The sequence below is a fragment of the Sphingomonas faeni genome, from assembly GCF_024273235.1.
GTDB classification, from domain to species: domain Bacteria; phylum Pseudomonadota; class Alphaproteobacteria; order Sphingomonadales; family Sphingomonadaceae; genus Sphingomonas; species Sphingomonas faeni_A.
Window position 1 is genome coordinate 1 of the sequence record NZ_JANBVH010000007.1, and the last position, 26,093, is coordinate 26,093.

A 26,093-nucleotide genomic window follows, 5' to 3' on the forward strand; every position below is an offset into this window, starting at 1 on the left:
GGGGATCTGGCGCGGTTGGTTCAGCCGCTTACGTGACTACTGTCAGCGTAACCCCCAACCGCTGCACCACCCCGGCGAAGGCCGGGGCCCAATTGGGGATGATGGGTAACGAAGCGCGCGGTTCATCATATCGGACGTTCCAATTGGGCCCCGGCCTTCGCCGGGGTGGATATTTTCTGGCAAGTGACGACCTATCCCAACTAAACCTGTCTAATCACTGACGAACCCATTCAGCCTCCCCACACTACCCGACGTCTAGAGCCGACACATCATAGGAGCCGGCTCGTGCGCCGGCAGTCGAGGACGACGGCGATGACGGGCAAGTTACTCAAACTCTTGATGGCGGCATCCGCCTTGGTACCGGGCACGATGATGGCAACCGCCGCCAGCGCGCAACAGGTCGATCAGGACCGCGGCGATCGGGGACCGCGTCAAGACCGCGGCCAGCGTCCCGATCGTGGCGATCGTGGCCCAAGCCGGGACGGCCAGGCCTTCCAGCAGCAACGTCCCGACCGCCCCGCAGCGCCCGACCAAGGCCAGCGCCCGCAACGTGCAGATCTCGGCCCACAGCAGCAGGTCCGCGGCGACCGTCCGGATGGCCAAGGCCGTCCCGACTGGAACGGGCAGAATCGCGGCGGCCAGCGCTGGAACGGTCAAGGCGGCAACGGCCAAGGCTGGAACGGCCAGCCCCGTCCCGACCCGCAAGCCGCTCAGAACCGCGGCGACTGGAACCGCGACCAGGGTCGTCCCGGCTTCGATCGCGGCAACCAGCAGGCGGATCGCGGACAGTTCGATCGCAACGGACGCAATGACGGTCGGGGCGACTGGCGCAACGACGGCCGGGGCGACAACCGCGGCGACTGGCGCAACAATGGTCGCGACGGCTACCAGAACCGCCAACCCAACCGCGCATACGGCAATTTCCAGGGCTATGGCCGCGGTGGCTACAACCAGGGCCATTACAACCAGGGCGGCGCGTGGAACCGTGGCTGGCGTAACGACAACCGCTACGCCTGGAGCAACTACCGCGCGTCGAACCGCGGCGCCTACCGCCTCCCGCGCTACTACGCGCCGAGCGGCTGGGGCTCCGGCCATCGTCGCTTCGGGGTCGGCTTCTCGCTGAACCGGATCCTCTACAACCAGAATTACTGGATCCAGGACCCGTACACCTATCGCCTGCCCGAGGCGTACGGCCCGTATCGCTGGGTGCGCTATTACAACGACGCGTTGCTGGTCGACCTCGACAGCGGCCGCGTGGTCGACACGGTGTACGACATCTTCTGGTAAGCGCGCGTCGATTGAAAAGCATCCTCCCCCGCCAGGGGGAGGTGGCAGGCGTCAGCCTGACGGAGGGGGAGGACAAGGCAAACCGCTGTTGCGTATCCTCCCCCTCCGTCACCTTCGGCGATACCTCCCCCTTGCGGGGGAGGATATGCGGGCCCCTTGCGTTTCGAGACGAGTTCGCCAAATCCTGCGGCGTGGGTATCTTTTCAAAAGCCAAGAAGGCCGATCCGGCCGCAGCACTCCGCCAGGCCTTCGGATCGCAGGTCGCCGCGCGGCTCGACGCCAATCCGGCGGTGCAGCGCATCGCGATGGACACGGTGCAGTTCTATTATCAGGACAAGTTCCTCGATCCCGCAACATGCAAGCGGCTGATCGCGATGATCGATTCGAAGCGGCGGCCATCCACCCTGCTGTCCGATCGCCCGAACAGCAATTTCCGGACCAGCGAGAGCTGCGACATGGATCGCTGGTCGCCCGACGTGCAGCCTACCGACGAGGCGATCGCGACGTTGCTCGGGATCGACCTGCTCCACGGCGAGACGATGCAGGGCCAGCGCTACGCCCCCGGCCAGCAATTCCGCGCGCACCACGATTATTTCCATGAATCCGAAAGCTATTGGGCCAGGATGCAGGAGCAGGGTGGCCAGCGCACGTGGACCGCGATGGTGTTCCTCAACGACGTCCCCGAAGGCGGCGCGACTTGGTTCCCGCAGGCGGGTATCAAGATCGCCCCGAAACGCGGCATGCTGCTGGCGTGGAACAACATGAACCCGGACGGGACGCCGAACGGGCTGACCTTGCACGAGGGCATGCCGGTGATGGAGGGCGTGAAGTATATCGTGACGAAGTGGTTCCGCGAGCGGCCCTGGATCAAGTGAGGAGGGCGAGTAGACCGCCAGGTCGCCCCCTCCCCCGTCGCGGAGCCCCCCCCCGGCGCGGATTCCTCATCCCCCGTTCGTCCTGAGTAGCCGTCGAGTAGCTCCAACGGAGCGTATCGAGACGGCGTATCGAAGGACAGGTTGGCGCGCGTAACCCATGCTTCGATACGCACCCTCGATACGCTCCTGACGGAGCTACTCGGTCGCTACTCAGCACGAACGGCGGGAGAGTTTACATTCCGCCAGTCCGCGCCAAACTGTTTCCCCGCGAAGGCGGGGCCCCAGACTGGGCTCCCGCCTTCGCGGGAGAACAAGACGCGTGCGGAACAACCGATTGCGAGGGCGCCTTAACAACGCGCTCCCTCCCCGCTCGACAATCCCCCCACAGCCACTACGTCCAAGACATGACAGTTCTCGGCGTAACCTCTTCCATCCTCGGCCAGCCCTGGCGTTGGCGAGCCTTAGCCGCCGACGGCCGGGACGGCTTCACCGGCGACGACCTCGTCACCCAGCTCCTGCTCGCCCGAGGCTGCCCCCGCGACGCACTCGACGCGCACCGCACCCCCTCGATCCGCGCGTTCATGCCCGACCCGTCGATCTTCCGCGACATGGACCGCGCCGCCGAGCGCCTCGCCGACGCCGTCCAGGCAGGCGAACAGATCGCGATCTTCGGCGACTACGACGTCGACGGCGCCACCTCCGCCGCGCTCATGGTCCTAGTCCTGCGCGACCTCGGCATCGAAGCGCGCCCCTACATCCCCGACCGCCTGCTCGAAGGCTATGGTCCTTCGGGCGAAGCGCTCGTCCGCCTCGCCGACGAAGGCGCCACACTGATCGTCACGGTAGACTGCGGCGCGCAGGCGTTCGAAGCGCTCGACGCCGCCCGCGACGCGAAGGTCGACGTGATCGTCATCGACCATCACAAATGCTCGACCGCGCTTCCCCACGCACTGGCCCTCGTTAACCCCAACCGCCTCGACGAGACCGAAGGCGCCGCACACGGCCACCTCGCCGCGGTCGGCATGTGCTTCCTCGCCGCCGCCGCGCTCGTCCGAACCTTACGCACCCGCGGCTTCTTCAAGGACCGTACGGAACCCAAGCTGATCGACCTGCTCGACATCGTCGCGCTCGGCACCGTCGCCGACGTCGCGCAACTCCGCGGCCTCAACCGTGCGTTCGTGTCACAAGGCCTCAAGGTCATGGGCGCGCGCAAGAACATCGGCGTCGCAGCCCTGATCGAGGCGTCGCGCCTGACCCGCAACCCGACCTGCACCGACTTGGGCTTCGCGCTCGGCCCCCGCATCAACGCCGGCGGCCGCGTCGGTCGCGCAGACTTAGGTGTCCGCCTGCTCACCACGCAGGACGCCGACGAAGCGCGCGCGATCGCCACCGAACTCGACCGGCTCAACGAAGAACGCCGCGCGATCGAGACTGCCGTGCAGGAGGCCGCGGACCTGCTCTGCAGCCGGGACCGCGCCGTCGCGGTGGTCGCGGGACACGGCTGGCACCCCGGCGTGATCGGTATCGTCGCCGGCCGCCTGAAAGAGAAGCTCGGCCGCCCCGCGATCGTCATCGCGATCGACGAGCACGGCATCGGCAAGGGCTCCGGCCGCTCGATCCCCGGCGTGGACCTCGGGGCGGCAGTGATGGCCGCACGCGAGCACGGCCTGCTCGTGGCGGGCGGGGGCCACGCGATGGCCGCCGGCCTGACGATCAGCGAGGCCGCAATCCCCGCCTTCACCGAGTTCCTCGAAGAGCGTCTCGCCGCCGCCGTGGAACGCTCGAACGGCGACCGCGCGCTTTTGCTCGACGCAGTCCTGGCGGCGGGCGGCGTAAACCCCGGCCTCGTCGAGTCGATGGAGGCCGGCGGCCCTTACGGCATGGGCTGGCCGGCCCCCCGCGTCGTGATGGGTCCGGTCCGCGTCATCAAGGCGGACATCGTCGGCAACGGCCACGTCCGCACGATCGTGGCGGGCGACGACGGCCGCAGCATCAAGGCGATGGCCTTCCGCGCTGCCGAAAGCCCCCTCGGCCAAGCCCTGCTCGGCGCGCCCCCCCACCGCAAGCTATGGCTGGCCGGCCGCGCCAAGATCGACGACTGGTCCTCGCGCCCCTCGGCCGAGCTTCATGTCGAGGACGCTGCATGGGCGGACTAAATTCTTCCACCGAAACGCTTGACGCCCCGCCCCCTTCTCCTTAGTCGGCCTCCATCACGCAGGCCCCTTCGTCTAGCGGTTAGGACGCGGCCCTTTCACGGCTGAAGCACGGGTTCGATTCCCGTAGGGGTCACCATTGCTGGTTTTTGATAGCTTACGCCGTTGAATAGACCAAAAGCCTCACGGTTTTATTTCACGGTTTGACCATCGGCGCGCACAAGCCTTGGTCCTCGTTGGTTTCGCTGTTGATCTCAACAGTCGTGCTATTTTTCAAATCGAGCGCTTTCATGCTCAACATGGTGCTGGTCGCCGCTGTCCTCTCCTGTTTCGCGGTTCCGTTCTTTGGCCATCTCGCCGACCGGCTTGGCATTCGCCGCGTCTATATGGCGGATGCGTTTGCGATGATGGTGATGGCTTTGCCCTATTTCTGGATGCTCGACACCAGGCGGACAATCCTGATTATCCTTGCGATCGTCGCCCTGATGACCGCGCATGATGCGATGTACGGTCCGCAGGCCGCCTACATCACCGAGACTTTTCCCGCCCATATCCCGCTACGCTGGCGCCTCGCTCGGCTATCAGGGAGCGTCGATCATCGCCGGTGGGCCCGCGCCACTGATCTCGCTTTGGCTCTACGACACGTTCAAGACCGGCTATGCGATCGGCGTCTATCTGGCGGTATTGTCGCCGATAAGCCTGGTCGCCGCGTTCTTCTTGGGCCGACCGACCAGAGACATGACGAGCGCTGTTGCCGCCGCGCCAGCGCAGCCGCACCACATCCGAATCGACGACGGCGCAAGATGCACCGCCCGTCCGAATAATATACCATGACGAGACCAAGGTTTCCGACGGACGCCCGCATCGCCGGCTTGATTCAAACAACGACTGCGGGAGCGCAGGTCGGGATGGACAGGCTGCGAACAGGTAAGATAGGCGTGCGACCGTGACTGGAAACGCAATGGTAACGGCCGTCGATCATACGGGTTTCTCCGTGTCATCGCTGGCGGAGGCGATACGGTTTTGGACCGAAGCGCTCGGTTTCACACTCGAACGGCAGTCGAAGATGCGCGGTGAGTTCATTCACCAAGTCACCGGCGTCGATGCTCCGGACGTGGAGACCGCCATCATGAAGGCACCGGACGGCTCCATGATCGAACTCCTGCAATATGGGCGGCGCGCACACAACGGCCGTGTTCCGGACAGTGCAGCCGCCATTGGCGCAGCCCATCTTGCCCTGACGGTCGCAGATATCGGATCGGCGGTCGAACGGATCGAAGCTGCCGGATGGGAAGCAAGGGGAAGCTAGCAGCCCATTCCCGGGGGGCCCCGAAAGGGAACGCGCGTCGTTTATGTCTCCGGGCCCGACAATATCGTGATCGAGCTGATGCAGCCCCCCACCTGACATTTTGGAACGCCGGTTTCGGCCGAACCGATCGGGATCGCGCTCCCCCATTGCGGCGAGCATCTTCCAAACTACGTTGCATCTAACTCACAATTTTTCCGGGGGTTCGGAGACCCAGTAGCGGACGTCCAAACGCTCTTCCTGGCTTCTCAACTACAGACGCTCTTTCATGCGCGATCTGAAACCGCTGCCCTCAGCTATTCACTTGCGAAACAACTGAGGCCTACAGTCGCGCACTGGCCCGATAGGCAGAAATATCAGCCGCCCTTTCGAGGTGGCTGGCGATTGCTTGTGGGCGCATCGACCAACCGCTTGATCAGGTCGACCTCCGACTGACGATATGGCGTTCCATCGGCCTTCAGCATGTCGTGGAACCAGATCGTTGGCTGGGTGAGCGTATAAGGATGATACCAACTGTTCCACGGCAGCCGCGTCTGAGTCTTTCCGTCGACGAAGCCCCAGTTCATCATCGCGACGTTGTAGCGCTTGCCGATCGGCAGGCTGCCATCGAACGTCGAGCCGTTACCTCGTGCCATAAACTCGGTGCACAGGATCGGCCGGTCATAGGGAAGTAGCTGTTTGATCTTGGCCTCGAACGTTTCAGGCCAATCGTAATTGTGAAAGCTGACGATATCGGACTGATCGAGCTGGATGGCTTCGATCGGCTTGCGCTTACCGCCCGGTGCCCAGTCGCCGTCATGGCTCCAAACGGGGCTCGTCAGAGGCTGAGTCGGGTTCATCGCCTGCGCCCACCGAAAGACATCACCGAGTATCGCCTGGACCTGGGCGACCTTGCCGGGAGTCGCCGCGTAGGCAGGTGCCAGATTATCGGGTTCATTCCATACGTCCCAGGCAAGCACGCGATCGTCCTTGGCGAAGGTCCCGACAATATCTTGTACATACGCCTTAAGCTGCGGCCGCGCAGCGCTGTCCGCCAAGATCGCGGCTCCCGGAGATTGTACCCAGCCCGAATTGTGGACGCCCGGGATCGGCGGATGCTGAGGACCCAGCTTCGGATCGGGATCCCAGCAACTGTCGAAGAAGACCAGCATGGGGCGGATCCCGTGGGTCTTCGCGATGGCGAGGAACGCATTGATCCGCGTCTTGAAGCCTTTGGGATCCTGCTGCCAGAGCTTGTCGTGAAGGAACACGCGCATCGTGTTCATGCCCATCGCCTGCGCCCAGCCGAACTCGCGGTCGATCGCCACGGGATCCCAGGTCGCGGCTTGCCACATTTCCAGCTGGTTGATCGCGTTGGCCGGAACATAGTTCGCGCCCACCAACCAGGGCTGCTTCGCATACCAGGCGTTGGCCTGTGCGCTCGTCCACCGTTCGCGGGCATTGGCTTTGCTCGCCCCCATAGCGGTGCAAGCCAGGGCGATCAGGGCAGGCCCCATCCGACGTTTCATGTGCATCTCTCCTGTCGCCGCGACCGCCGCTGCGGTTCTTTCGGCCTGTTGATCAGTGTTTCCTGCTCAGCCTTCCGAATCCTTCGCGCCCGACGTCGCTGCAAATTCACGGAAACCCGCTGCCATGAACCGCGCCATCCGCGCCTTCACCGCTTCGAAATCGTCGGAGTGGCACAGACCGTTCGACAGCTTGTCGATGCGCCCGGTCCGCGCGAGCGTGAGCAGCAGGCTGCCGGTAACGAAGTGATAGCCCCAGAAAATATCTTCTTCCGCCATGTCGGGCATCGCCCGCCTGAGCAGGTCGATCAGCCGCATCACGACCGGATCGAAATGCTTGTCCATCAGCTCGGCCCCATAGTCGGTGTTGCTGAGCTGGCCGCCGAGCGCACCCCAGTTGCGCCACCCTTCCCCGCCGGAAATGTACAGATCGAGATCGGTATCGAGGAACGCGTGCAGCGCGCCCTCGACCGTCGGGCGACCCTCGCACGCACGTTCATAGGCATCGAGCGCCTCGATCCGCCGCGCGCGCGTGACGGTGGCGCGCCGTTCGAAGACCTCGACGAACAACGCCTGTTTGTCGGCGAAATAATAGTGCATCAACGACGTGTGGACGCCTACGCGTTGTGCAACGTCCTTGAGCGTCACGCCGTAGATGCCGTGTTTCGAAAACAGATATTCCGCGGCGTCGAGGATCTGCTCGATGCTGTCCTCGCGGCGCTCCTTCCTGGAGCGTTTGGGCTGCGGGCGTTCGGCGGGTTTGTCGGTGGCCATGAGGATGGTCATGCGCGGAGGACCGCGTCGGACGCAACCGCTTCGGCCGCGCCAAAAGTTGCACGGAGCGCCAGCTTGTCGATCTTGCCCGTGACGGCAAGCGGCATCCGGTCGATCCTCACGATCGCATCGGGCATCCACCACCGCGGGATCCGGCCATCCAGCAGCGCTTCGACATCGACGTCGGCGCTGGCCTCGTAGATCAGGACCGGTCGCTCGCCCCATTTGGCGTCGGCGCGCGCGATGACCGCGACCATGCCCGTATCCAGACCCTCGGCGACGATGCGCTCGATCTCGCCGGGATTGATCCACTCGCCCCCGGATTTGATGAGGTCTTTCGCCCGTCCCGTAATCGTCAGGCTGCCGTCCGGGTCGATGCGCGCCAGATCGCCGGTGTCGAACCAGCCTTCGGAATCGGTTGCATCCTGCACAGCCCCGAAATAGCGCCGCACCACACTCGGTCCACGGACTTGCAGATGCCCCTCGGCTTCGCGCTGTTCGGCAAGCACTGCGCCGGATACGTCCGTCAGTCGCAGATCGAGACCGATCGGCGCGCGCCCCGCCGATCCGGGACGCGTCCGGTCCACGCCGTGGGGTGCCACGGTACCGAGCGGCGAGAGCTCGGTCATACCCCAACTCGCATGGACAGACACGCCGAGTCCGCGTTCCAGTCGGCGTTGCGCATCGATCGGCATGGCCGCACCGCCGAGATAGATCCGCTGCAAGGACGGGAGTGCAATACCGTGGCGCTCGACATGATCGAGCAGGTCGAGCCAGACCGTGGGTACGCCCGCCGCGACCGTCACCGCCTCCGACGCGATCAAGCCGGCGAGGGCAGCGCCGTCCAGGTTCCTCCCAGGCAGCACGAGTCCGGCACCCACCGCTGGAGCGGCAAACGGTATGCCCCAGCCATTGGCATGAAACATCGGGACGATCGGCAGCACCCGGTCGTCGGTCGTCAGCGCCAGCGCATCGGCCTGGAGAAGGCGCAGCGTGTGCAGATAGTTGCTGCGATGCGTGTAGAGAACGCCCTTGGGCGGACCAGTCGTCCCCGACGTAAAACAGAGCCCGGCAGGATCGTCCTCCAGAGCGGCGCCCCAGACCGGTGCCATATTGCCTTCACCACCGGTAATGAGCTCGCTGAGGGATGTACCGGCCGAGCGCTCCGGATCGTCGATCGCGATCGTCGCCAGAGCACCGTTGGTAACCTCGGACGCCAGTGATGAGAGGCCAGACCCATATAGCAGGAGGCGTGGGCGGCTACGCGCCGTCATCGCGGCGAGCTGCGCTGCGCTAAGTCTTGGATTGAGCGTATGGCAGATCGCGCCGATCGCGGCGGCCGCATACCATAGCAGCACGTGCCCCTTGGTGTTCCAGCCGAGCGTCGCGATCATGTCACCCCGCGTGATCCCTCTCGCGGACAAAGCGGCGGCCAACTGGCCCGCTTCGCGCCGCAGTTCGGCATAGCCTGTTCGAACCACCCCATCAGGGCCCGCCGACGCCACGGTCACGTCGGGATGCCATTTGGCCGCGTGGTCGAGAAACTTCTCTACGGTGAGGTCATGGCGCTGCATCGATCCTGCGTGCAACCGCTCGCCGGTCATGGTTCGTTCGTCCACGCAGCGATTGAGGTTGCCAGGGCGGCCTTGCGCGCCTGCTCCTCGAGCGGAGTCAGCATCGTCGCCCTGATCGGCGTCGCGATCGTCAGGCTGCGCGGCGCCGTCGCACCTTCGATCCGAGGCCAGACGACCGCCCCCTTCGCATTCGGATCACCCGTTCGCGCGAATTGCACCCAATAGTCACCCATCGCCCGCGAGACGGCACGATCGGCATCGTCCCACACCGCACCGTCATACGGGTTGCCGAAGAGATATTGCAGCTCGTCGCCATGCCCCGCACCTGCGGAACCGGCGCGTTGCGACGCAGGGACCTGGTCGAAGTAATAGCTGTATGTACGGCCACCGGCAGCGGCATGCATCGACCCGATAGATACCGAGGGCAGGATCGACAGGACATCCTCGGCCAGATCGGTTTTCGCGGCGTCCGCCGATCTACCCGGTCGTGCCGCGACATAGCGCGTCTCGAACGCGCTCGCTGCGGTGCCCAGTGCCAGCTTCACCCCATCGGCGTTGTTCGACGACAGGGTCGACTCGTTCGAATTAGCACCGATGATCAGCGGTATTTTCATCTCGCGCTTGCGCATGAACGCGGTACCCGGGCTCGCGACGACCACCCTCCCGTCGATAAACGGGAAGCTCCGCATCAACAGCTTGTCCGCCGGAAGCGCGCGCAGCTGCGCCGCCGTGATATCGCCCAGACCGGCAGCATCGCTCAACGTCTTGCCGATGGCTTCCACCTTCGCAAAGCTCGGCAGTACCGAACCGCCCGCACCCGACTGGCTGATCGCCTTGTCGAACAGACCCGCTGCCGCGGGCGCCCCCATCAGGAGCTGCACCGTGCCAGCCCCCGCGGACTCGCCGAACGCCGTGACGTTACGCGCATCGCCCTGGAAACCCGCGATGTTCTTCCGCACCCATCGCAGTGCGGCGATCTGATCCATGATCCCGTAATTGCCGAGCGCGCTGCCGGGTGCCTCGCGCGTCAATGCAGGATGCGCGAAGAAGCCCAGCACGCCGAGCCGGTAGTTGAGCGTCACCACGACGACGCCGCGTCGTGCCAGCGCGGCACCGTCATATAGCGGCACGCCTGCCGACCCATAGGTGAACCCTCCGCCGTGGAGGAAAACCATCACCGGATATCTGCCCGGTTTGGCCGGCTGCCAGATGTTGAGGAACAGACAGTCCTCGCTAGTCGGGCCGACCTGTGCCCAGGCTTCCTTGCGTCCCGCCGGCTGCATGCAGGCCGCGCCGAACCGCGTCGCGTCGCGCGTCCCCTGCCAGGCAATTACGGGGGCCGGCGCGCGCCACCGGCGATCGGCGACAGGCGGCGCGGCGTAAGGAATACCCTGGAATATCCGCAGATCGTCCGTGGCGCGTCCGGCGACAGCGCCACCTTCTAAGGTCACAACAGGCCCCTGCGGTACGGCAAACGCCGGTGCAACGCCTGCGAACATGGCCAGCGCCGTGACCAGCCCCGCCGCGACCAGCCCCCTCGTCAATCCAGATGTCATGCGCCCTGCTCCTCTATCCGATCCGCAGGCTCTTATGGCCTCGCTGATACCCCATTTCATCATTCACTAATTCACATGTCAATTAGTATTGACTCTATTTTGGCTTTCGAAGATGACTATGGGCGAGCGCCGAAGAGCGCCGTTTTTAGGGAGTAAGAGGATGCGAGGGCTTCTTCGTGCATCGGTATCGATGCTCGTGCTGACGGCATGGCCTGCCGCGGCGCAAACCGTAGCTGCGGGCGAGCGCGCGCCGGGGGCCACCAGTGCCGACCCGGTCCAGGCGGATGCCACGCCGCCCGACGACAGCACCGAGTCCAAGGATATCATCGTCACCGGATCGCGTACGATCGTCGACGGATCACGCGCGCCGACGCCGATCACCGTCGTGTCCGCGAGCCAGCTCGAAACTTCAGCCCCGGGCACCATCGCACAGGGGCTGAACCAGCTCCCCGCCTTCCGCGGATCGACCGGCGCGGCCAACGGCCAGAGCGGATCGAACGCCGCCGATTCCGGCAGTTTCATCAACCTGCGCAATCTCGGCGCGCAGCGCACGCTGCTGCTGCTCGACGGCCGGCGTGCGCCACCGTCGACGCCGCTGGGTACGGTCGACACCAACATCCTGCCGCAGGAACTGGTCAAGCGCGTCGATGTCGTCACCGGCGGCGCGTCCGCCGCCTACGGATCAGACGCGGTCGCGGGCGTGGTCAACTTCGTCCTCGATACCGGCTATGAAGGGCTTAAGGGCAGCGTCCAGGCCGGCACCACGACGTATGGCGACAACGGCACGCAGAAGGTCACGCTGACCGCCGGCTCGGGCTTTGCCGGCGGACGTGGCCGCATCGTCGCGAGCGGCGCGTTCTACAATTCCGACGGCGTCGGCAGCTCCGCGAAGCGCCCCTGGGGCCGGGACGCTTATGCCGTCATCCGCGACCCGGCGAATGCCGCACAGAGCATCATCGTCTCGGACTATAATAATCCGATCTTCTCGCCCGGCGGCGTGATCTACGGCGGCACCGGGCTGGGGTCTGGCGTGCTCCAGTTCGGTCCGGGCGGCACGTTGCTCCCGTTCGACCGCGGCACCATCGTCGACGGCGTGCAGGTCGGCGGTGACGGTCCCAAGACATCCACGAACCTGATCGCCAAGGTGCGCTACGGCAGCGGCTTCACGCATGCCGAATTCGACGTCACCGACACGCTGACCGTCTTTGGCGAAGGCATGTTCAGCAGCGTGCGCAACCGCTACAAACAGGTCGAAGACTTCTTCATTCCCGGTTTCAACGCGCCGACCATCCTGAGCGGCAACGCATTCCTGCCGACCGCCGTGCAGTCGATCCTGACCACCAACCGACTAGGCGGCTTCCAGCTCGGGCGCTTTTCGTACGATACGCAGCCCGCGACCGCGACGACGACCAACGACACCTATAACCTGGTCGCCGGTCTGAAGTGGAAGCTGCCGAGCGACTGGCGGCTCGACGCCTATTATTCGCGCAGCCACAACACCCAGCTGACCAAGGTCGCGAACGACGTCATCTACAGCCGGTTCTTCGCGGCGGTCGATGCGGTGCGCAATCCCGCCAACGGCCAGATCGTCTGCAATGTCACGCTGACCAACCCGGGGCTGTATCCCGGCTGCGTGCCGATCAACCTGTTCGGCAGCGGCAGCCCGTCCCAGGCCGCGATCGACTACATCAAGGGCACCGCCTTCTACCGCGCCGTGGTCAAGCAGCAGGTCGCCGAAGTCGCGCTGAGCGGCTCCGCGTTCACGCTGCCCGCCGGCGACGTCAGGGTCGCGATCAGTGCCGACTACCGCAAGAACTCGGTCACGCAGACCACCGACTCGCTATCGACCACCCCGGTGTCCGCCACCGGCCTACGTCTGGTTCCCGCCGCGGTGCTCGCCGGCGCCGGCAGCTATCAGCTCGGCAATACGCAGCCCTTGGGTGGTTCGTTCGACGTCAAGGAGATCGCCGGCGAAATCAACGTGCCGGTCCTGTCGTCGCGCTCGCCGGTCGGCTCGATCGATCTCAACGGCGCCGCGCGCTACACCGATTACAGCATCTCCGGATCGGTCACGACGTGGAAGGCGGGCGCGGTCTGGAAACCGGTCGACGGCATCGCGCTGCGCGGCACCGTGTCGCGCGATATTCGTGCGCCCAACATCCAGGAACTGTTCGGCGGCTCGATCCAGAGCCAGGTCACGGTCAACGACACGCGCAACAACGTCGCCGCCAACGTCATCCAGAGCCGGATCGGCAGCATCGCGCTCGATCCGGAGATCGCCAAGACCTATACCGGCGGTGTGGTATTCACCGGTGTTCGCGGCCTTGTCGCTTCCGTCGATTACTTCAACATCAACGTGAACGACGTCATTCAGACACTCACGCCGCAGCAGACGATCGATGCGTGCACCGCCTCGGTGTTTACGTCGGCACAGTGCGCGAACCTCGTCTACACGAATGCTGGGGCACGCACCGGACTGGTTCGTGTCTTCACGCCGCAACAGAATCTGAGCCGACTGAAGACGAGCGGCATCGACGGCGAGATCGGCTACACCACGCCGCTCGCCGGCGGAATGATGCAGGTCAGGGCGCTGGCGTCGTATCTGATCAAGTATTCGATCGGCGTCCCGGGCGGCGCGACGATCGATTACACCGGCGTCGTCGGGACGTATCAGAACCCGCGCGTCACCGCGCTTGCCAGCGCCTCCTATTCGGCCGGCGCCGTCACGCTCTACGCGCAGGAACGGCTGGTCGGGAAAGGCAAGTTCCAGGCGAGCACCGACTATTACAATCCGGCGCTCAGCCCGTCCGACAACCGCATCCGTGCGGCCTGGTACACCGACGTCACGCTGAAGGTCGATGTCGGCACGGACCGCCGCATGCAGCTGTTCGGTACCGTCAACAACCTGTTCAACGCGCATCCGCCGATCATTCCAAGCGGCGCGTTCCAATATGATTATCCGACCAATGCCAGCCTGTACGACGTCGCCGGTCGAACGATCACCATCGGCGCACGAATGAAGTTCTGGTGACCGCCGCCAGCGCCACGCCGGACGTCCCCTCCCCGCTCGTACCGGGGAAACCGACGCCAGCGCGGCGCTGGATCACGCTCGGCATCCTCACGGTCGTCTACATCCTCAACTATGTCGACCGGACGCTGCCGTCGGTCCTGGCAAAGCCGATCCAGGACGATCTGAAGCTGACCGACGGCCAGCTCGGATTGCTCGGCGGGCTGTACTTCGCGCTGTTCTACGGCGTGCTGTCGCTCCCCGTCGCCTGGATTGCGGATCGTTCGAACCGGGTGCGCATCGTCGCCGTCGCGTGCGCGCTGTGGAGTGCGGCGACGCTCGCCTGCGGTCTAGCCCGCGGCTACGGTGAACTCGCGACGGCGCGCATGGCGGTCGGTGTCGGTGAGGCTGGCGGCGTTGCGCCGTCCTATTCGATCATCGCCGATCTGTTTCCCGGCGAACGCCGCGCCACCGCACTGTCGCTTTACAATCTTGGGCCACCGCTTGGCCAGATGCTCGGCGTCGCCGGCGGTGCGGCGCTGGCCGCGAGCGGTGGTTGGCGCCACGCATTCCTGGTCGTCGGCGCGATCGGCATAATCGCGGCCTTGATCGCCTCGATCGCTCTCCGCGAACCCGCACGGCGCATAATGGATGCTGCTGTTCCAAATGCCCCGGAAGCGCCCGCGCGCATCGGCTTCACCACCAGCGTTCGCCTCTTCTGGGCCGACAAGACGCTCCGGCTAGCCGCATTCGCTGCAGCCGCATCGGCGTTCATCGGCTCGGGCACGCTCGCCTTCCTGACGCTGTTCCTGATGCGCGAAAAAGCCATGACATTGCAGCAGGTGGGCAGCTACTTCGCGGTCCTGCTCGGCATCTGCGTCTGTTCCGGCATCTTCGCCTCGGGCCGACTGGTCGATGTCTTGTCGCGACGGTCGACGGCCGCGTACGGCCTCATTCCCGCCGTTGCCACGGCGGTATCGCTTCCGTTCTTCCTCGGCTTCGTTGCAGCGCCTGATTGGCGGATTGCGCTTGCGCTGCTCGCCGTGCCGCTGTTCTTCAACTATTTCTACCTGACGCCGGCCGGTGCGCTGGTGCAGGCACGCGTCCCCGCCGAGCGCCGGGCGACCGCCAGCGCCGTCATGTTGCTCGTCATGAACCTGATCGGCGGCGGGCTCGGTCCGACGTTCCTAGGCATGGTCAGCGATGCCGCGCACGACGGCCATTCGGATACCCCGCTGCAATGGGCATTCTACGCGATGGCGCCGGTCTTTGCGATCGCGATCGTCCTGCACCTTGCCGTTGCGCGCAGGCTCAGGCGGCCGGCACCGTGACGCGCTCCGCAGCGCTAATCGCCGCCGCCCTGGCGCTCACTGCGTGCGACGGCAGCAAACGCCACACCAGCGACAGCGACAGCGACATCGTCGTCGTCCGCAACGACACCGACCTGCAAGCCGATGCGGTCAAGTTCGTCGTCCCCCAAAAACCGCAGACGCCGATAGTAACGCCGCCCCCACCGTCCGGACGCGAGGCTCCGCCGGCCGTCAGCGGAACCTTCACCGACACGCCGCTGCCATCCGAATTGGCGCACCTGAAAAATCTGGGCGCCGCGCTGATCACGATCACGTCGAAGCCCGAGGAGAGGATACCATGACGATCCGTACGCTGAGCGCCGCACTGGGGCTTTTGTCAGCCTTGCCTACCGCTGCGGCGGCGCAGAGCCTGGCACGGACCTCGCTCGTGCCCGGCGATGGCGACTACATCATCGCACCCGATATCGTCCCCCGAGCCTTCAAGCTCCACGTGCCCGCAAGCTATAACGGTACCCAGGCGGTGCCGCTCGTGCTCGACTTCCACGGTTTCAGCTCGACCGCCGAGGAAGAGCGCAGCGTCTCCGGCCAGCTTCAGCAGTCCGACAAGCACGGCTTCATCGTCGTCTATCCCGAGGGACTGGCGCGAAGCTGGAACGGCTATGGTTGCTGCTCGACGAGCAAGGCGACCGAGGTGCCCGACGTCCACTTCGCACGCGCGATTATCGACTGGGTGAAGGCCCGCGCGAAGATCGACGCGACCCGGGTCTATGTCACCGGTATATCCAACGGCGGTTCGATGGCGCACCGCATGGCGTGCGAAGCCGCCGACGTTGTCCGGGCTTCGGCCGCGGTGTCCTTCCCGCTCAACCTCGACAAATGCACGCCGCGCCGTCCGATCACGATGTTTTCGATCGCCGGCACCGCCGACACGACGATCCCCTATGACGGATCGAAGCCGGATGCGCCGGTCAGCAACATCGCCGGCGTACCGGTCCGCATCCAGTCCGCGCCGGCAAGCCTTGCCGCGTGGAAGGGCAATGACGGCTGCTCGTCCACCCTCGCCAGCCGTGCCGTGATCCCGGATCAGGTACTCGAGGATGTCTATACCGATTGCGCAGGCGGCGTCCGGACCGGACTGCTGACGATCGTGGGCGGCCGGCATGTCCTCTACAACGGCTATCGCGGTCCCACGCTGAGCTACAGCGGCGACAACGCGCCGATCGATGTGTCCGAATATATCTGGACCACCGTTTTCAATCAGTGACCGCGGGACGGCATCGCTCCCCCGACAGCGATCAGAACGAGGCGCATTGCACCATGTTTCAGAACCAGCCGACAGGCGTCACGACACGCCGTGAAGTAATGTTTGGCGCGGGAGCCATTGGCGGCCTCGCTTTTGCGGAAAGCGTTGCGGGGGCCGTGGCGGCGTCGCCCGGCCGCGACATCGTCCCGTTGCCGACGCCCGAGACGATCCGCCGCGACTATCAACGGATGGTGGATTTCGGACCGAGGCTGCCGGGACACCCCAATCATGTTCGCTTCGTCGACTTCCTCGCGCGCGAGTTCCGGCAAATCGGGCTGACCCTCGGCCCGTGCGACAGCTACGCCTATCGGCGCTGGGATCCGCTGGCCTACGGGCTCGATCTCGAAGACGACGGAACGATGAAGCCGGTCCCGAACATCGCCTATTACGTCCGGTCGCACCCCGCACCGCCCGGTGGTATCACCGCACCGCTATATTATGGCGGGACGATCGACAAAAACGGCCCGACCGCGCTCGGCGATGTTCCTGCGGGCAGCATCGTCGTGTTCGACGGCAAGCTCCCGCAGACGACGATCGAGCGCCTGGTCGATCCGCTCTACATCCACGTGCCGGATGCGGATAAAGCCGAATACCTGTCGAGGCCCTATAAACGGCTGTGGCTCATGCCCGCATTTCCGCTCGAGGCCGTGCTGGCGAAGGGGGCGGCGGTGCCGATCATCAGGGAAACCCGGCTCGTCGAAATATGGCTTTTCATACAAACTCCCGTGGCAGGATGTCGTGAGGTACGCCGTACGCTCTCGTCCGCGGCGGACACGCCGCGGACGAGGAGTTCAAAAGCTGGTCGTCACGCCGAAGGTGAAGATGCGGCCGCTGCGGGTGTAGACGAGCGTCCGGTCGGTCGAGAGATCGGTGAACTGCTCGATCGGCCGGTTGGTGACGTTGATCCCCTCGACGACGAAGCGTAGGTTTTTGGCCGGGCTGTAGCGGACCTGGAAATCGACGTTGTTGGTCGGGCGGATGCCGTCGCCGACATTGGCGTTGCCGCCTGCGCCCGTCAGATACCGGCTGCGATAGGCGGTCGAGACACGCGCACCGAAACGTTCGGTCTCGAAGTAGAGCGTCGCGTTGGCCGCCCATCTGGACAGGTTGTAGAGCGGGATGCTCTTGACGACGCCGTTGTAGACCGCGGTCTGGTCGCCATCGATCCACGTGCCGTTCGCGACGATGCCGAACCCGTCGAACGGCGCGGGAAGGAAGGTGAAGTCGTGCTGGAACGCGGCCTCGATACCCTTGATACTGGCGCCGTCCCCGTTGATCGGACGGGTATAATTATACGGCGTCGTGCCGTCCTGGCCGGGCAACAGCAGCGAGACCGGAAAGCCCGTCTCGCTATAGGGAACCTGCGACGTCTCCGACGTGATGAAGCTGTCGAGGTTCTTCCAGAAGAACCCGACCGACGCGAAGCCGTTGCGATCCATGTAATATTCGAGCCCGGCCTCCGCTGCGGTCGAGCGGAACGGCTGCAGATTGGGGTTGCCGACCGATACCGACCCGCCGAACGGCGCCACGGTCAGCGTTCCCGCCGCCGCGAGCTGCGGCAGGCCGGGACGGTTGACGTTGCGGCTGGCGGAGGCGCGCGCGATCAGCTTCGGCGTGATGTCGAGCGCGACGTTGAGCGCGGGCAGCCAATCGTCGTTGCTGGTGCCGACCGTCACCGGCTGGAGCGTGGTCACGCCGTTGGTCGCGGTGGCCAGCGAACCACTCGAAACCAGGTCGGTATGATAGTGGCGGACACCGGCGTTACCGCGCAGCCGCATCGATCCGATGTCGGTGTCGAGATCGAGCTGCGTAAAGCCCGCCCAGGTCTTTTCGCGGATGCGAAAGTCGCTGCCCGCCGTCAGGTTGGCGGCGGTCAGGTCCCGGTTGTTGCCGAGCAGCGCGTAGATTCCGGCGATGTCGCCACCGATATACGGGAGCAGGCTGTCACGGTTGATGACGTATTTCAGCGCGTCGGGGATCGCGCGATCGCGGGTCGCCGCGGTGCCGTAGAAGATGTTGGTGAGATACTGATAGCCGCTGTTGGTGAAGCGCTTGTATTCGCCGCCGACCTCCAGCTTCAGGATCGGCGTGAGGTCGTAGACCGCCTGGAGCTGACCGTTGAGATAGTCGCTCTTGATCATGTTCTCCTGCGTCACCAGCCGCTGGACGTTCCAGTTCGCCGGGTCGGTGAGGTCGAAGCCGTAGGTGTTCACGGGGATCGTCGGCTGCATGTCGAAACTGAACGCGGTATTGCGCGCCTGCAGGAAGATCTTGTCGAACATGGGCTGCACGAAGTTCGACTTCTGGTACCCGCCCAGCGCGGTCAGCTTCAGCCGGTCGCCGACGTCCCAGCTCACATTCGCCACCGCCTGGTAAAAGTCGGTCTGGTTCTCGACACGGTGATGCTCGGTACGCTGATCGATGCCGGTATAGCTGGCGGCGACGAGCGAATTGCCCTGGATCGTCGCGGACCGGATGACCTGCGTGCCGCTGACGTTGCCGGTCAGCGCGTTGTAGCCGCCTGCCGCGATCGCCCAGTCGTCGCGCTTGTCGGCGAGGTGTCCGTACAACAGGTCGACGTCGATCTTGAAATGGTCGCCGGGATGATATTGCAGCGCGCTCGTGACGCCGATCCGCTCGCGATCGGTGTACCAGGTCGATGGCGATTGTGCCTGGGGCGCGAAGATCGTGCCGCCGCGCAACAGCGCCCGCGTTGCCGCGTCGATCTCGGGGCCGATATTGTTCGCGCCGTAGGTGACCTTGCCCCAGTTCCAGTTGCGATAGCCATATTCGTTGTTGCGCACCTTCGAATAGGCGACCGAGACGAGCGCACCGAAATCGCCCTGGCGCTGCGAGAACAGGCCGACGAGCCGCGGGGTGACGCCGCTGGTCTGGTCGTTGGTCTGGGCCTTCGCGGACAGCACGATCTTCTGGCCGTCATAGTCGAACGGCTTGGCGGTGAAGAGTTGCACCGTGCCGGCTATGCCGCCCTCGTCCTGGTTGGCGGCGTAGCTTTTCTGCACGCTCACGCGGTTGAACAGCTCGGACGCGAACAGGCTGAAATCGAAGCCGCGGCTTCGGCTGACGTTGCCGCGATTGTCCATGCCGGATGCCGTGTTGCCGAGCACTTCCATGCCGTTTAACTGCGTGCGCGTGAAATCGGGGCCGAGACCGCGCAGCGCGATCTGGCGGCCCTCGCCCGTGTCGCGCGTGATAGCCACACCGGGAACGCGTTGCAGCGCCTCGGCGAGGTTCATGTCGGGAAACGCGGCGATGTCGGACGCGACGATGTTGTCCTCGGTCCCGACCGCGCGGCGCTTCAGGTCCTGCGCTGCCAGCAGGCTGCTGCGATAGCCGTTGACCACGATGTCGTCGGTGACCTCCGGCGTTTCACGCGCGATCGTGGTCGCCTGCGTCGCGGCGGCCGCAACGACTGGCGCACGCGCGCCGACGGTGCTCGGCACCGGCGATGCCTGGTCCCGGCGCAGGATCGTCACGCCGTTGCTCTCGACCGGACGCAGCCCCGTCCCGCGTAGCAGCATCGCGAGCGCCGCCGACGGGGTGAGCCGGCCGCTGACGCCCTTGGTCCGCTGCCCGCAAACGAGTGCGGGCGCGGCGATCACCTGCAGGCCGGTGACGCTCGAATAGGCCGACAGCGCGCGCGCGAGATCGCCCGCCGGGATCGCGAACATCCGTGCGCCCGTCGTCTGCGCGTCCGCCACCGCCGGCGCCGCCAGGGCGAACGCTACCAAGGCCAGTGCCGACGTTCCGTCAAACCGCGTCATCATATTCCCCCGTCTTGACGCTGTCAGGCGCCACCCGGAGGGAAGACGGCCAGGGCCGCCGAATCCGGACAGTGTTTATTTTTTCGTTTAGTTTTGCGTCAGTGCGCGGGTTCGAGCGTCAACGTCCCCTGCCGCTCGATCACTGCAAAGCCGAACCCGCTGCCGATGGCGTTCAGAAGCCGATGCGGATGGTCGGTGCGAAAGCGCCCGAACACGGTCGTCGATGCCAGCGGTTCCGCCGGACGTGCGATCCTGACACCCCCCTGACGGTCGAGAACCTCGACCAGGTCGTCCAGGCGCATGCCCGTCGTGTCGATCCAGCCCTTGCGCCAGTCGGGCAACACCGGATCGAACCGCGTCGGTGCTGCCGCCACACCGCCGCGTACGGCGCTGCGGTACCCGGCCCGGACCACGACGCCGCGCGGTGCCCCTACCGGATCGAAGCCGACCGCGCCGCGATAGACGGCCAGTGCAACCTGCGTCCGGGTCAGGTCCAGGTCGAACGCGGTACCGAGGACGCGTGTCTCGCTGGCACCCGCACGCACGACGAAGGGGCGAGCAACGTCATGCCGCACGTCGAAGAACGCCTGTCCCGCAAGCAGTTCGGCACGGCGCCGTCCGTCCGCATAGACAATGCGAAGCCGGGTCGCGCCGTTGAGCGCAACGGTCGAGCCGTCCGCCAGCGTCACGGTCGTGCGTTCCCCCGCACGGGTGGCGAACATTCGGGTCGAAACCGGTGCCGCGGTCGGTGTGCGGACGAACGCGCCGGCGCCCATGAACAGCGCGGCAATGGCGACCGGCGCCGTTGCGACCGCGGCGATGGCGGATCGCCGTCGACGCCTGAGCGACCGGACCTGCTCGTCCGACAGCCGGCCGCAGCGGATCGCGGCCGTCCGCAACGCATCCGCAAGCGCCGCTTCGGTCACCGGTGTCCCACTGCCGGCTACGGTCATGCGCCGGCCTCCATCGTGAAGCCGCGCTTGGCAAGCGCGCCACGCAGGTCCTGGAAGGCGCGGACGACGTGCTTCTCCACCGCCGCCATGCTCATGTCGAGACTCTGGCCGATCGCGTCGGTCCTGAGGCCGTCGAGCCGTTTCCGCAGAAAGATCTCGCGGCGCAGTGGCGGCATATGCTCGAGCGCCTCCGCCATGATCACGACAGCACGACGGAAGGCCAAGACCCTGTCGGCAGTTGGTTGCTGACAGACCATCGCCTCGTCGAGTTCGACATGTACGGAGCGTCGCGCGGCACGGTGATGATCGAGCAGCAGGTTGCGCGCGATCGCGAAGCACAGCGCCTTCATGTCGTTGACCCGCGCGGTCGCCTGATAGGCGAACAGCCGCAGATAGGTTTCCTGCACGACGTCGTCGCCATCGGCATGGTGATCCAACCGACCTCGCACGAAACGCCGCAATGCGCCCGCCAGTTCGGCGTCCGGATACTCCAGCGTCAGAGCGTGCGCAGGTAACGGCCCTTCGCCAAGATATCCTCTGCTGCTCACCACGCCCCCATCTGCAGTTCTGGAGCGTCTTATGAGGCGATCGTGAAGGCTGGATGACAATGTACCAGGATCGTTTCATGAGATTGGCCTTCCTGGCTGTCTCGAAGCAAAGACCCATGTGTGGACGGCCCTCCGTTGGCAAGCTTGAACAGTGGCGTTGCAATGCTGGTTGGTGCGGCCATGTGTCCGACCTGTTAGTGCGGCTCATAGCGCCGCTGGCCATAATGCCATTCGCGCGGTTCGGGTCCCGATCACAAACACGCACTCGAGGTGCTTGGGTCTTTGTGGGTTTTCCCGATCCGGCGGTTCAACCGGCTTGTTGCATTAGCTCCTATCCACCCTTCCCAACCTCGTCCGGTGCGGTCGCCCGCACCGTATCCTGTTACGCGATCTGCGGCTCGCGATAGCGCTCGCCGCTGGCCATCATCGCCCAGATCATGCGGGCGTTCTTGTTAGCGAGCGCGACCGCGGCGACCTTGGTCTTCCGCCTGGCAAGCAGTTGCACAAGCCAGGGCCGCTTAGCCCCGTTCCGCTCGGCATAGCGCACGACGGCCATAGCGCCGACGATCAGCATCTGACGCAGGTATTGGTGGCCCGCCTTCGTTATACTGCCCAGCCGCTCCTTTCCGCCGCTTGAGTTCTGCCGCGGTACCAGGCCTATCCAGGCAGCCAGGTTGCGGCCCGAGCGGAAGATCGCGGGGTCAGGAACCGTGGCGACGATGGCGCTGGCGAGCAGTGGACCCACGCCGGGTATCTCCATCAATCGGCGACCAAGCTCGGTCTCGCGTGCGCTCGCCAGGATGCGACGATCGTTCTCGAGGATCTGCTCCTTTACGATGCGCAACTGGGCTGCCAGCATCTCCAGGCAGAACCGCGCATCGGCCGGTACGCGTTCATCGGTAGGATCAGCGATTACGTCGAGGAGCTGCTCGATGCCGTTTCTGCCAATCGGCGCTGCAATCCCGAACTCGGCCAAGTGCGCCCGCATCGCGTTCGACAGCTGCGTGCGCTGGCGATTGAGGATCAGGCGGACACGATGGAGCATCATCGCGCTCTGCTGCTCGGGCGACTTGATCCCGACGAAGCGCATGGTCGGCCTAGTCACGGCCTCGCAGATCGCCTCGGCATCAGCCGCGTCGTTCTTGCCTCGCTTGACGTACGGCTTCACGTACTGCGCCGGCATCAGCTTCACGTCATGCCCGAGCGCGACCAGCTCGCGCGCCCAGAAGTGTGATGTCGCACACGCCTCAATGCCGATCAGACACCGGGGCAGCTTGGCGAAGAACTTCAACATCCGCCCACGCGTCAGACGCTGGCGAACAACCACTGCGCCATCAGCATCCACTCCGTGCACCTGAAACACGTTCTTCGCGATATCCAGACCGATCGTTGTGACGTTTCCCATCGTTGCTCTCCTTCGACTCTCCGCAGGACATTCTGCTGGAGGGTTGGAGAGCCGTCCACGTCATCACAATCAGACATTCAGGGCTATAGGCGCTTCCCAGAACCGAAGTTCATTCATCTTTGCCGCAGACAATTTAGGGACGTCCAAGGGACCTAATTTGACGGCGAAACACCGAGGTAGCGCGCACTATCAATCTGCATCAGCAATTGACGCCTTCCGGCCTGCCAGCAGCCATTTATTCTGCGGGCGACATGAGGGAAACGAATGTCGAGGGACAAGTTCAGGAATATTGAGGAAGTAAGCCCTCAAAACCCCCAGATTCAAGCTCGCCGATAATCGGGCGTGCTTTGGCGAATAGACCTACTTGGATCAGAATTTTCAAGCTAAGATAGTGATCGGACATGCCTCCTGCGCGTGGGCTGGCAAAGAGTACTCCGATGGCCGATCCGCCTGCAATAAGGAATCGTTTACAAGTTTGAGTGATGGGCCGATCGGTGGGCCGATCTTGAAAAATGCCAATTTCTTTGAGATAAGCATTGCACGCCCCACAAGAGTTCTTTTGGCTGCCTTTCGCCGTTATTTGGAAAAGGCGGTACGTTATTGCTGCTGCGGCGCCTCAGGCTAATTTCGCGTCAGCAGCTATTCCGCGCCTTGGGCGACACGACCGCCGTCGGATTGCCCCCGTCCGCAGTCTCCGCCTCTTCTTTCATCGCACCTGCTATAGTCGCGCAGGTGATCAATTGGAGCTGGTGGAACAGCATCAGTGGTAGCATCACCGGGCCGAGCACCGCCGGTGGAAACAGCGCGGACGCCATCGGCACGCCCGATGCCAGGCTCTTCTTCGATCCGCAGAACAGCATCACCACCCGGTCTTCGCGCGCCAAGCCGAGCTTGCCCGAGACCCACCATGTCAACCACAGGACGAATGCGAGGATCGCCGCGCACAGCACCATCACCAGCGCCAAGTCGGCCAGGTCGACCTTGGTCCATAGCCCCTCGATCACCGACGCGCTGAACGCGGTATAGACCACGGCCAGGATCGACAGGCGATCAACGCGTCCGACCAGCAGCTTGTGGCGCGCGATTGCCCCGCCGATCAGCGGACGCGCGAGATGCCCGGCGACGAACGGCAACAGCAACTGTCCGACGATTCTGACCACCGAGCTCGTCGATACGCCCGCCGACTGCTGCATCAACAACGCCACCAGCAGCGGCGTGAGGACGATGCCGGCGAGGTTCGACAGCGAGGCGCTGCATACCGCGGCCGCCACATTGCCGCGCGCGATCGCGGTGAAGGCGATCGACGACTGTACCGTCGAGGGCAGCAGGCAAAGGAACAGGATCCCGCTCAATATTCCCGGCGCGACCGCACCGGTAAGCAGCGCCTGCAGTGATAGCCCGATCAGTGGGAACACCACGAAGGTCGTAGCGAGGACTGCCGCGTGCAGCCTGAAATTGCCGAACCCGGCGACGATCGCCGCGCGCGATAACTTGGCACCGTGGAGGAAGAACAGCAGCACGATCAAACCGTTCGCGCCGTAACCGGCGATCACCGCGCCCTGTCCGCGTACCGGAAGGACGCTGGCTAGCGCGACTAGGCCTAGCATCAGCAGGATGAAGGGGTCGAGCGCCGCAAGGGCCGCCCGAAATCGCCGGATCATGCGTCGGTCCGTTCTAAAGATCGAGGACGAGCATGGGCGAACGTGAACCCGAACAGCATACCATCATCGACGCGTTGGACGCCTTTTCGGCGTCCGACAGCACGTCGTCGCGGTGATCGGGAATACCGGAAATCACCCGCGCCTCGCAGGCACCGCAAATGCCTTCTGCGCACGAATGCGGCACGTTGATCCCATGCAGCTTCAGCGCCTCCAGGATGGTCTGTCCCGGTTCGACCGTATAGCGACCGCCGGTACGCGCGAGTTCGACCTCGAACCCGCCGTCCGTCGCGGCTGCGCTGGTACCGGCAAAGCGCTCATAGTGGAGGCGGCCCTCGGCAACGCCCTGGCCCGCCGCAAGATAGGCATCGAGCATGCCGCTTGGCCCGCACGCATAGAAATGCGCGTCGACCGGCGCGCGCGCGACGATACCGGCGAGATCGAGCCCGCGATCGTCCTCGTCGGCGAACACCGTGTGGAGCGCAACACCTACGGTCGCGAGGCCGGCCGCGATCTCCGCCAGCAAAGGCGCGGTGGCGGCCGATCGCGCGCCGAAATGAAACTCGAACGGTCGACCGAGTGCGATCAGTCGCTGCGCCATCGACCAGATCGGGGTGACGCCGATACCGCCGGCGACGAGCACGCTATAGGGCGCATCCTCGACGAGGTGGAAATGGCAGCGCGGCGTGCCGATGACGAGCACATCGCCCTCCTCGACCCAGTCGTGGAGGTGGCGGGACCCGCCGCGGCTGGCAGGATCGAGCGCGATCGCGACGACGTAGCGGTGCCGCTCGCTCGGGGCATTTAGCAACGAATATTGCCGGATCACGCCGTCGGATACGACCAGATCGACATGAGCGCCGGCTTCGAATTCGGGCAGGTCGCGCCCGTTCTCCTGGCGCAGGTCCAGGATCCGTACCGCACCCGGCGTGCCGGGCACGCCGACCTGCGTCATCCGATGAATCCGCGTGCGCAGGGTCGAATCCGTCATCATCGCCAAGCCTCTGCAATCGCCGCACGCCCGCCCCCGAGATGACGCAACGCGGTCTGAGCCCTCGTCCATAGGGAGCCGCCGCATGGATTGGCTTGTCGAT

19 protein-coding genes and 1 tRNA gene are annotated in these 26,093 nt (G+C 64.9%); 10 read left to right on the top strand and 10 right to left on the bottom strand.

Annotated features, from left to right (window positions below; translation table 11 throughout):
• Positions 1–312: 312 nt before the first annotated feature.
• The 6 genes from NLI89_RS05080 to NLI89_RS05105 all read left to right on the top strand — a co-directional run bounded on the left by NLI89_RS05080 (position 313) and on the right by NLI89_RS05105 (position 5,624).
• A complete protein-coding gene (locus tag NLI89_RS05080; protein WP_254686027.1) occupies positions 313–1,287 on the top strand; it encodes an RcnB family protein in 975 nt (324 codons plus the stop codon).
• 191 nt (positions 1,288–1,478) lie between these two features.
• The gene (locus tag NLI89_RS05085; RefSeq protein WP_254686028.1) at positions 1,479–2,162 is read left to right on the top strand and encodes a prolyl hydroxylase family protein; all 684 of its coding nucleotides are present in this window, start codon (positions 1,479–1,481) and stop codon (positions 2,160–2,162) included.
• A gap of 404 nt (positions 2,163–2,566) precedes the next feature.
• Positions 2,567–4,318, top strand: coding sequence for a single-stranded-DNA-specific exonuclease RecJ (recJ, locus tag NLI89_RS05090; RefSeq protein ID WP_254686029.1), 1,752 nt, complete (start codon positions 2,567–2,569; stop codon positions 4,316–4,318).
• 61 nt (positions 4,319–4,379) lie between these two features.
• Positions 4,380–4,454: transfer RNA gene (locus NLI89_RS05095), tRNA-Glu, on the top strand.
• 64 nt (positions 4,455–4,518) lie between these two features.
• Entirely contained in the window at positions 4,519–5,139 is a 621-nt protein-coding gene (locus NLI89_RS05100) for a hypothetical protein (protein ID WP_254686030.1), read from the top strand.
• Positions 5,140–5,276: 137 nt separating this feature from the next.
• Entirely contained in the window at positions 5,277–5,624 is a 348-nt protein-coding gene (locus tag NLI89_RS05105) for a VOC family protein (protein WP_254686031.1), read from the top strand.
• Between the two features lie 353 nt (positions 5,625–5,977).
• Here NLI89_RS05105 and NLI89_RS05110 read toward each other — a convergent pair whose 3' ends face one another.
• The 4 genes from NLI89_RS05110 to NLI89_RS05125 all read right to left on the bottom strand — a co-directional run bounded on the left by NLI89_RS05110 (position 5,978) and on the right by NLI89_RS05125 (position 11,030).
• On the bottom strand, positions 5,978–7,129 hold the full coding sequence (locus tag NLI89_RS05110) for a cellulase family glycosylhydrolase (protein WP_254686032.1): 1,152 nt from the start codon (positions 7,127–7,129) through the stop codon (positions 5,978–5,980).
• Positions 7,130–7,195: 66 nt separating this feature from the next.
• Positions 7,196–7,912, bottom strand: coding sequence for a TetR/AcrR family transcriptional regulator (locus NLI89_RS05115; RefSeq protein WP_254686033.1), 717 nt, complete (start codon positions 7,910–7,912; stop codon positions 7,196–7,198).
• Positions 7,909–9,519 (bottom strand): AMP-binding protein, encoded by a 1,611-nt coding sequence (locus tag NLI89_RS05120; RefSeq protein WP_368077244.1) that lies wholly within the window; start codon positions 9,517–9,519, stop codon positions 7,909–7,911. Before NLI89_RS05120 ends, NLI89_RS05115 begins: the two co-directional genes overlap by 4 nt.
• Positions 9,501–11,030 (bottom strand): carboxylesterase/lipase family protein, encoded by a 1,530-nt coding sequence (locus NLI89_RS05125; protein ID WP_254686034.1) that lies wholly within the window; start codon positions 11,028–11,030, stop codon positions 9,501–9,503. The genes NLI89_RS05120 and NLI89_RS05125 overlap by 19 nt, the downstream gene beginning before the upstream one ends.
• 160 nt (positions 11,031–11,190) lie before the next feature.
• Here NLI89_RS05125 and NLI89_RS05130 point away from each other — a divergent pair, with 160 nt between their 5' ends.
• From NLI89_RS05130 to NLI89_RS05145, 4 genes are read left to right on the top strand one after another with little or no spacing between them, the layout of a single operon-like run.
• Positions 11,191–14,061 carry a TonB-dependent receptor domain-containing protein gene (locus tag NLI89_RS05130; protein ID WP_254686035.1) on the top strand — a complete coding sequence of 957 codons (2,871 nt, stop codon included), beginning with the start codon at positions 11,191–11,193 and terminating at the stop codon, positions 14,059–14,061.
• Positions 14,058–15,368, top strand: a complete 1,311-nt coding sequence (locus tag NLI89_RS05135; RefSeq protein ID WP_254686036.1) for a spinster family MFS transporter — start codon at positions 14,058–14,060, stop codon at positions 15,366–15,368. The genes NLI89_RS05130 and NLI89_RS05135 overlap by 4 nt, the downstream gene beginning before the upstream one ends.
• The gene (locus NLI89_RS05140) at positions 15,365–15,688 is read left to right on the top strand and encodes a hypothetical protein (protein WP_254686037.1); all 324 of its coding nucleotides are present in this window, start codon (positions 15,365–15,367) and stop codon (positions 15,686–15,688) included. Before NLI89_RS05135 ends, NLI89_RS05140 begins: the two co-directional genes overlap by 4 nt.
• Complete coding sequence (locus NLI89_RS05145; protein WP_254686038.1) at positions 15,685–16,611, top strand: alpha/beta hydrolase family esterase; 927 nt, start codon at positions 15,685–15,687, stop codon at positions 16,609–16,611. Before NLI89_RS05140 ends, NLI89_RS05145 begins: the two co-directional genes overlap by 4 nt.
• A gap of 830 nt (positions 16,612–17,441) precedes the next feature.
• Here the strand turns inward: NLI89_RS05145 and NLI89_RS05150 are convergent.
• The 6 genes from NLI89_RS05150 to NLI89_RS05175 form a co-directional block, all read right to left on the bottom strand.
• Positions 17,442–20,435 carry a TonB-dependent receptor gene (locus NLI89_RS05150; protein WP_254686039.1) on the bottom strand — a complete coding sequence of 998 codons (2,994 nt, stop codon included), beginning with the start codon at positions 20,433–20,435 and terminating at the stop codon, positions 17,442–17,444.
• Positions 20,436–20,533: 98 nt separating this feature from the next.
• On the bottom strand, positions 20,534–21,388 hold the full coding sequence (locus NLI89_RS05155) for a FecR family protein (RefSeq protein ID WP_254686040.1): 855 nt from the start codon (positions 21,386–21,388) through the stop codon (positions 20,534–20,536).
• Positions 21,385–21,936, bottom strand: coding sequence for an RNA polymerase sigma factor (locus NLI89_RS05160; RefSeq protein WP_254686041.1), 552 nt, complete (start codon positions 21,934–21,936; stop codon positions 21,385–21,387). The genes NLI89_RS05155 and NLI89_RS05160 overlap by 4 nt, the downstream gene beginning before the upstream one ends.
• A gap of 382 nt (positions 21,937–22,318) precedes the next feature.
• Positions 22,319–23,341, bottom strand: coding sequence for an IS110 family transposase (locus NLI89_RS05165; RefSeq protein WP_107956118.1), 1,023 nt, complete (start codon positions 23,339–23,341; stop codon positions 22,319–22,321).
• A gap of 632 nt (positions 23,342–23,973) precedes the next feature.
• On the bottom strand, positions 23,974–25,002 hold the full coding sequence (locus NLI89_RS05170) for a bile acid:sodium symporter family protein (protein WP_254686042.1): 1,029 nt from the start codon (positions 25,000–25,002) through the stop codon (positions 23,974–23,976).
• A 13-nt stretch (positions 25,003–25,015) separates the two neighbouring features.
• A complete protein-coding gene (locus tag NLI89_RS05175) occupies positions 25,016–25,990 on the bottom strand; it encodes a PDR/VanB family oxidoreductase (protein ID WP_254686043.1) in 975 nt (324 codons plus the stop codon).
• Positions 25,991–26,093 lie beyond the last annotated feature (103 nt).

Excerpts from the sequence above, each read along its gene's own strand:
- NLI89_RS05175 (WP_254686043.1), bottom strand. The coding sequence starts at position 25,990 with ATGACGGATTCGACCCTGCGCACGCGGATTCATCGGATGACGCAGGTC.
- NLI89_RS05145 (WP_254686038.1), top strand. The coding sequence starts at position 15,685 with ATGACGATCCGTACGCTGAGCGCCGCACTGGGGCTTTTGTCAGCCTTG.
- NLI89_RS05125 (WP_254686034.1), bottom strand. The coding sequence starts at position 11,030 with ATGACATCTGGATTGACGAGGGGGCTGGTCGCGGCGGGGCTGGTCACG.
- NLI89_RS05150 (WP_254686039.1), bottom strand. The coding sequence starts at position 20,435 with ATGACGCGGTTTGACGGAACGTCGGCACTGGCCTTGGTAGCGTTCGCC.
- NLI89_RS05080 (WP_254686027.1), top strand. The coding sequence starts at position 313 with ATGACGGGCAAGTTACTCAAACTCTTGATGGCGGCATCCGCCTTGGTA.
- NLI89_RS05105 (WP_254686031.1), top strand. The coding sequence starts at position 5,277 with ATGGTAACGGCCGTCGATCATACGGGTTTCTCCGTGTCATCGCTGGCG.
- NLI89_RS05110 (WP_254686032.1), bottom strand. The coding sequence starts at position 7,129 with ATGAAACGTCGGATGGGGCCTGCCCTGATCGCCCTGGCTTGCACCGCT.
- NLI89_RS05155 (WP_254686040.1), bottom strand. The coding sequence starts at position 21,388 with ATGACCGTAGCCGGCAGTGGGACACCGGTGACCGAAGCGGCGCTTGCG.
- NLI89_RS05165 (WP_107956118.1), bottom strand. The coding sequence starts at position 23,341 with ATGGGAAACGTCACAACGATCGGTCTGGATATCGCGAAGAACGTGTTT.
- NLI89_RS05115 (WP_254686033.1), bottom strand. The coding sequence starts at position 7,912 with ATGACCATCCTCATGGCCACCGACAAACCCGCCGAACGCCCGCAGCCC.
- recJ (WP_254686029.1), top strand. The coding sequence starts at position 2,567 with ATGACAGTTCTCGGCGTAACCTCTTCCATCCTCGGCCAGCCCTGGCGT.
- NLI89_RS05130 (WP_254686035.1), top strand. The coding sequence starts at position 11,191 with ATGCGAGGGCTTCTTCGTGCATCGGTATCGATGCTCGTGCTGACGGCA.
- NLI89_RS05170 (WP_254686042.1), bottom strand. The coding sequence starts at position 25,002 with ATGATCCGGCGATTTCGGGCGGCCCTTGCGGCGCTCGACCCCTTCATC.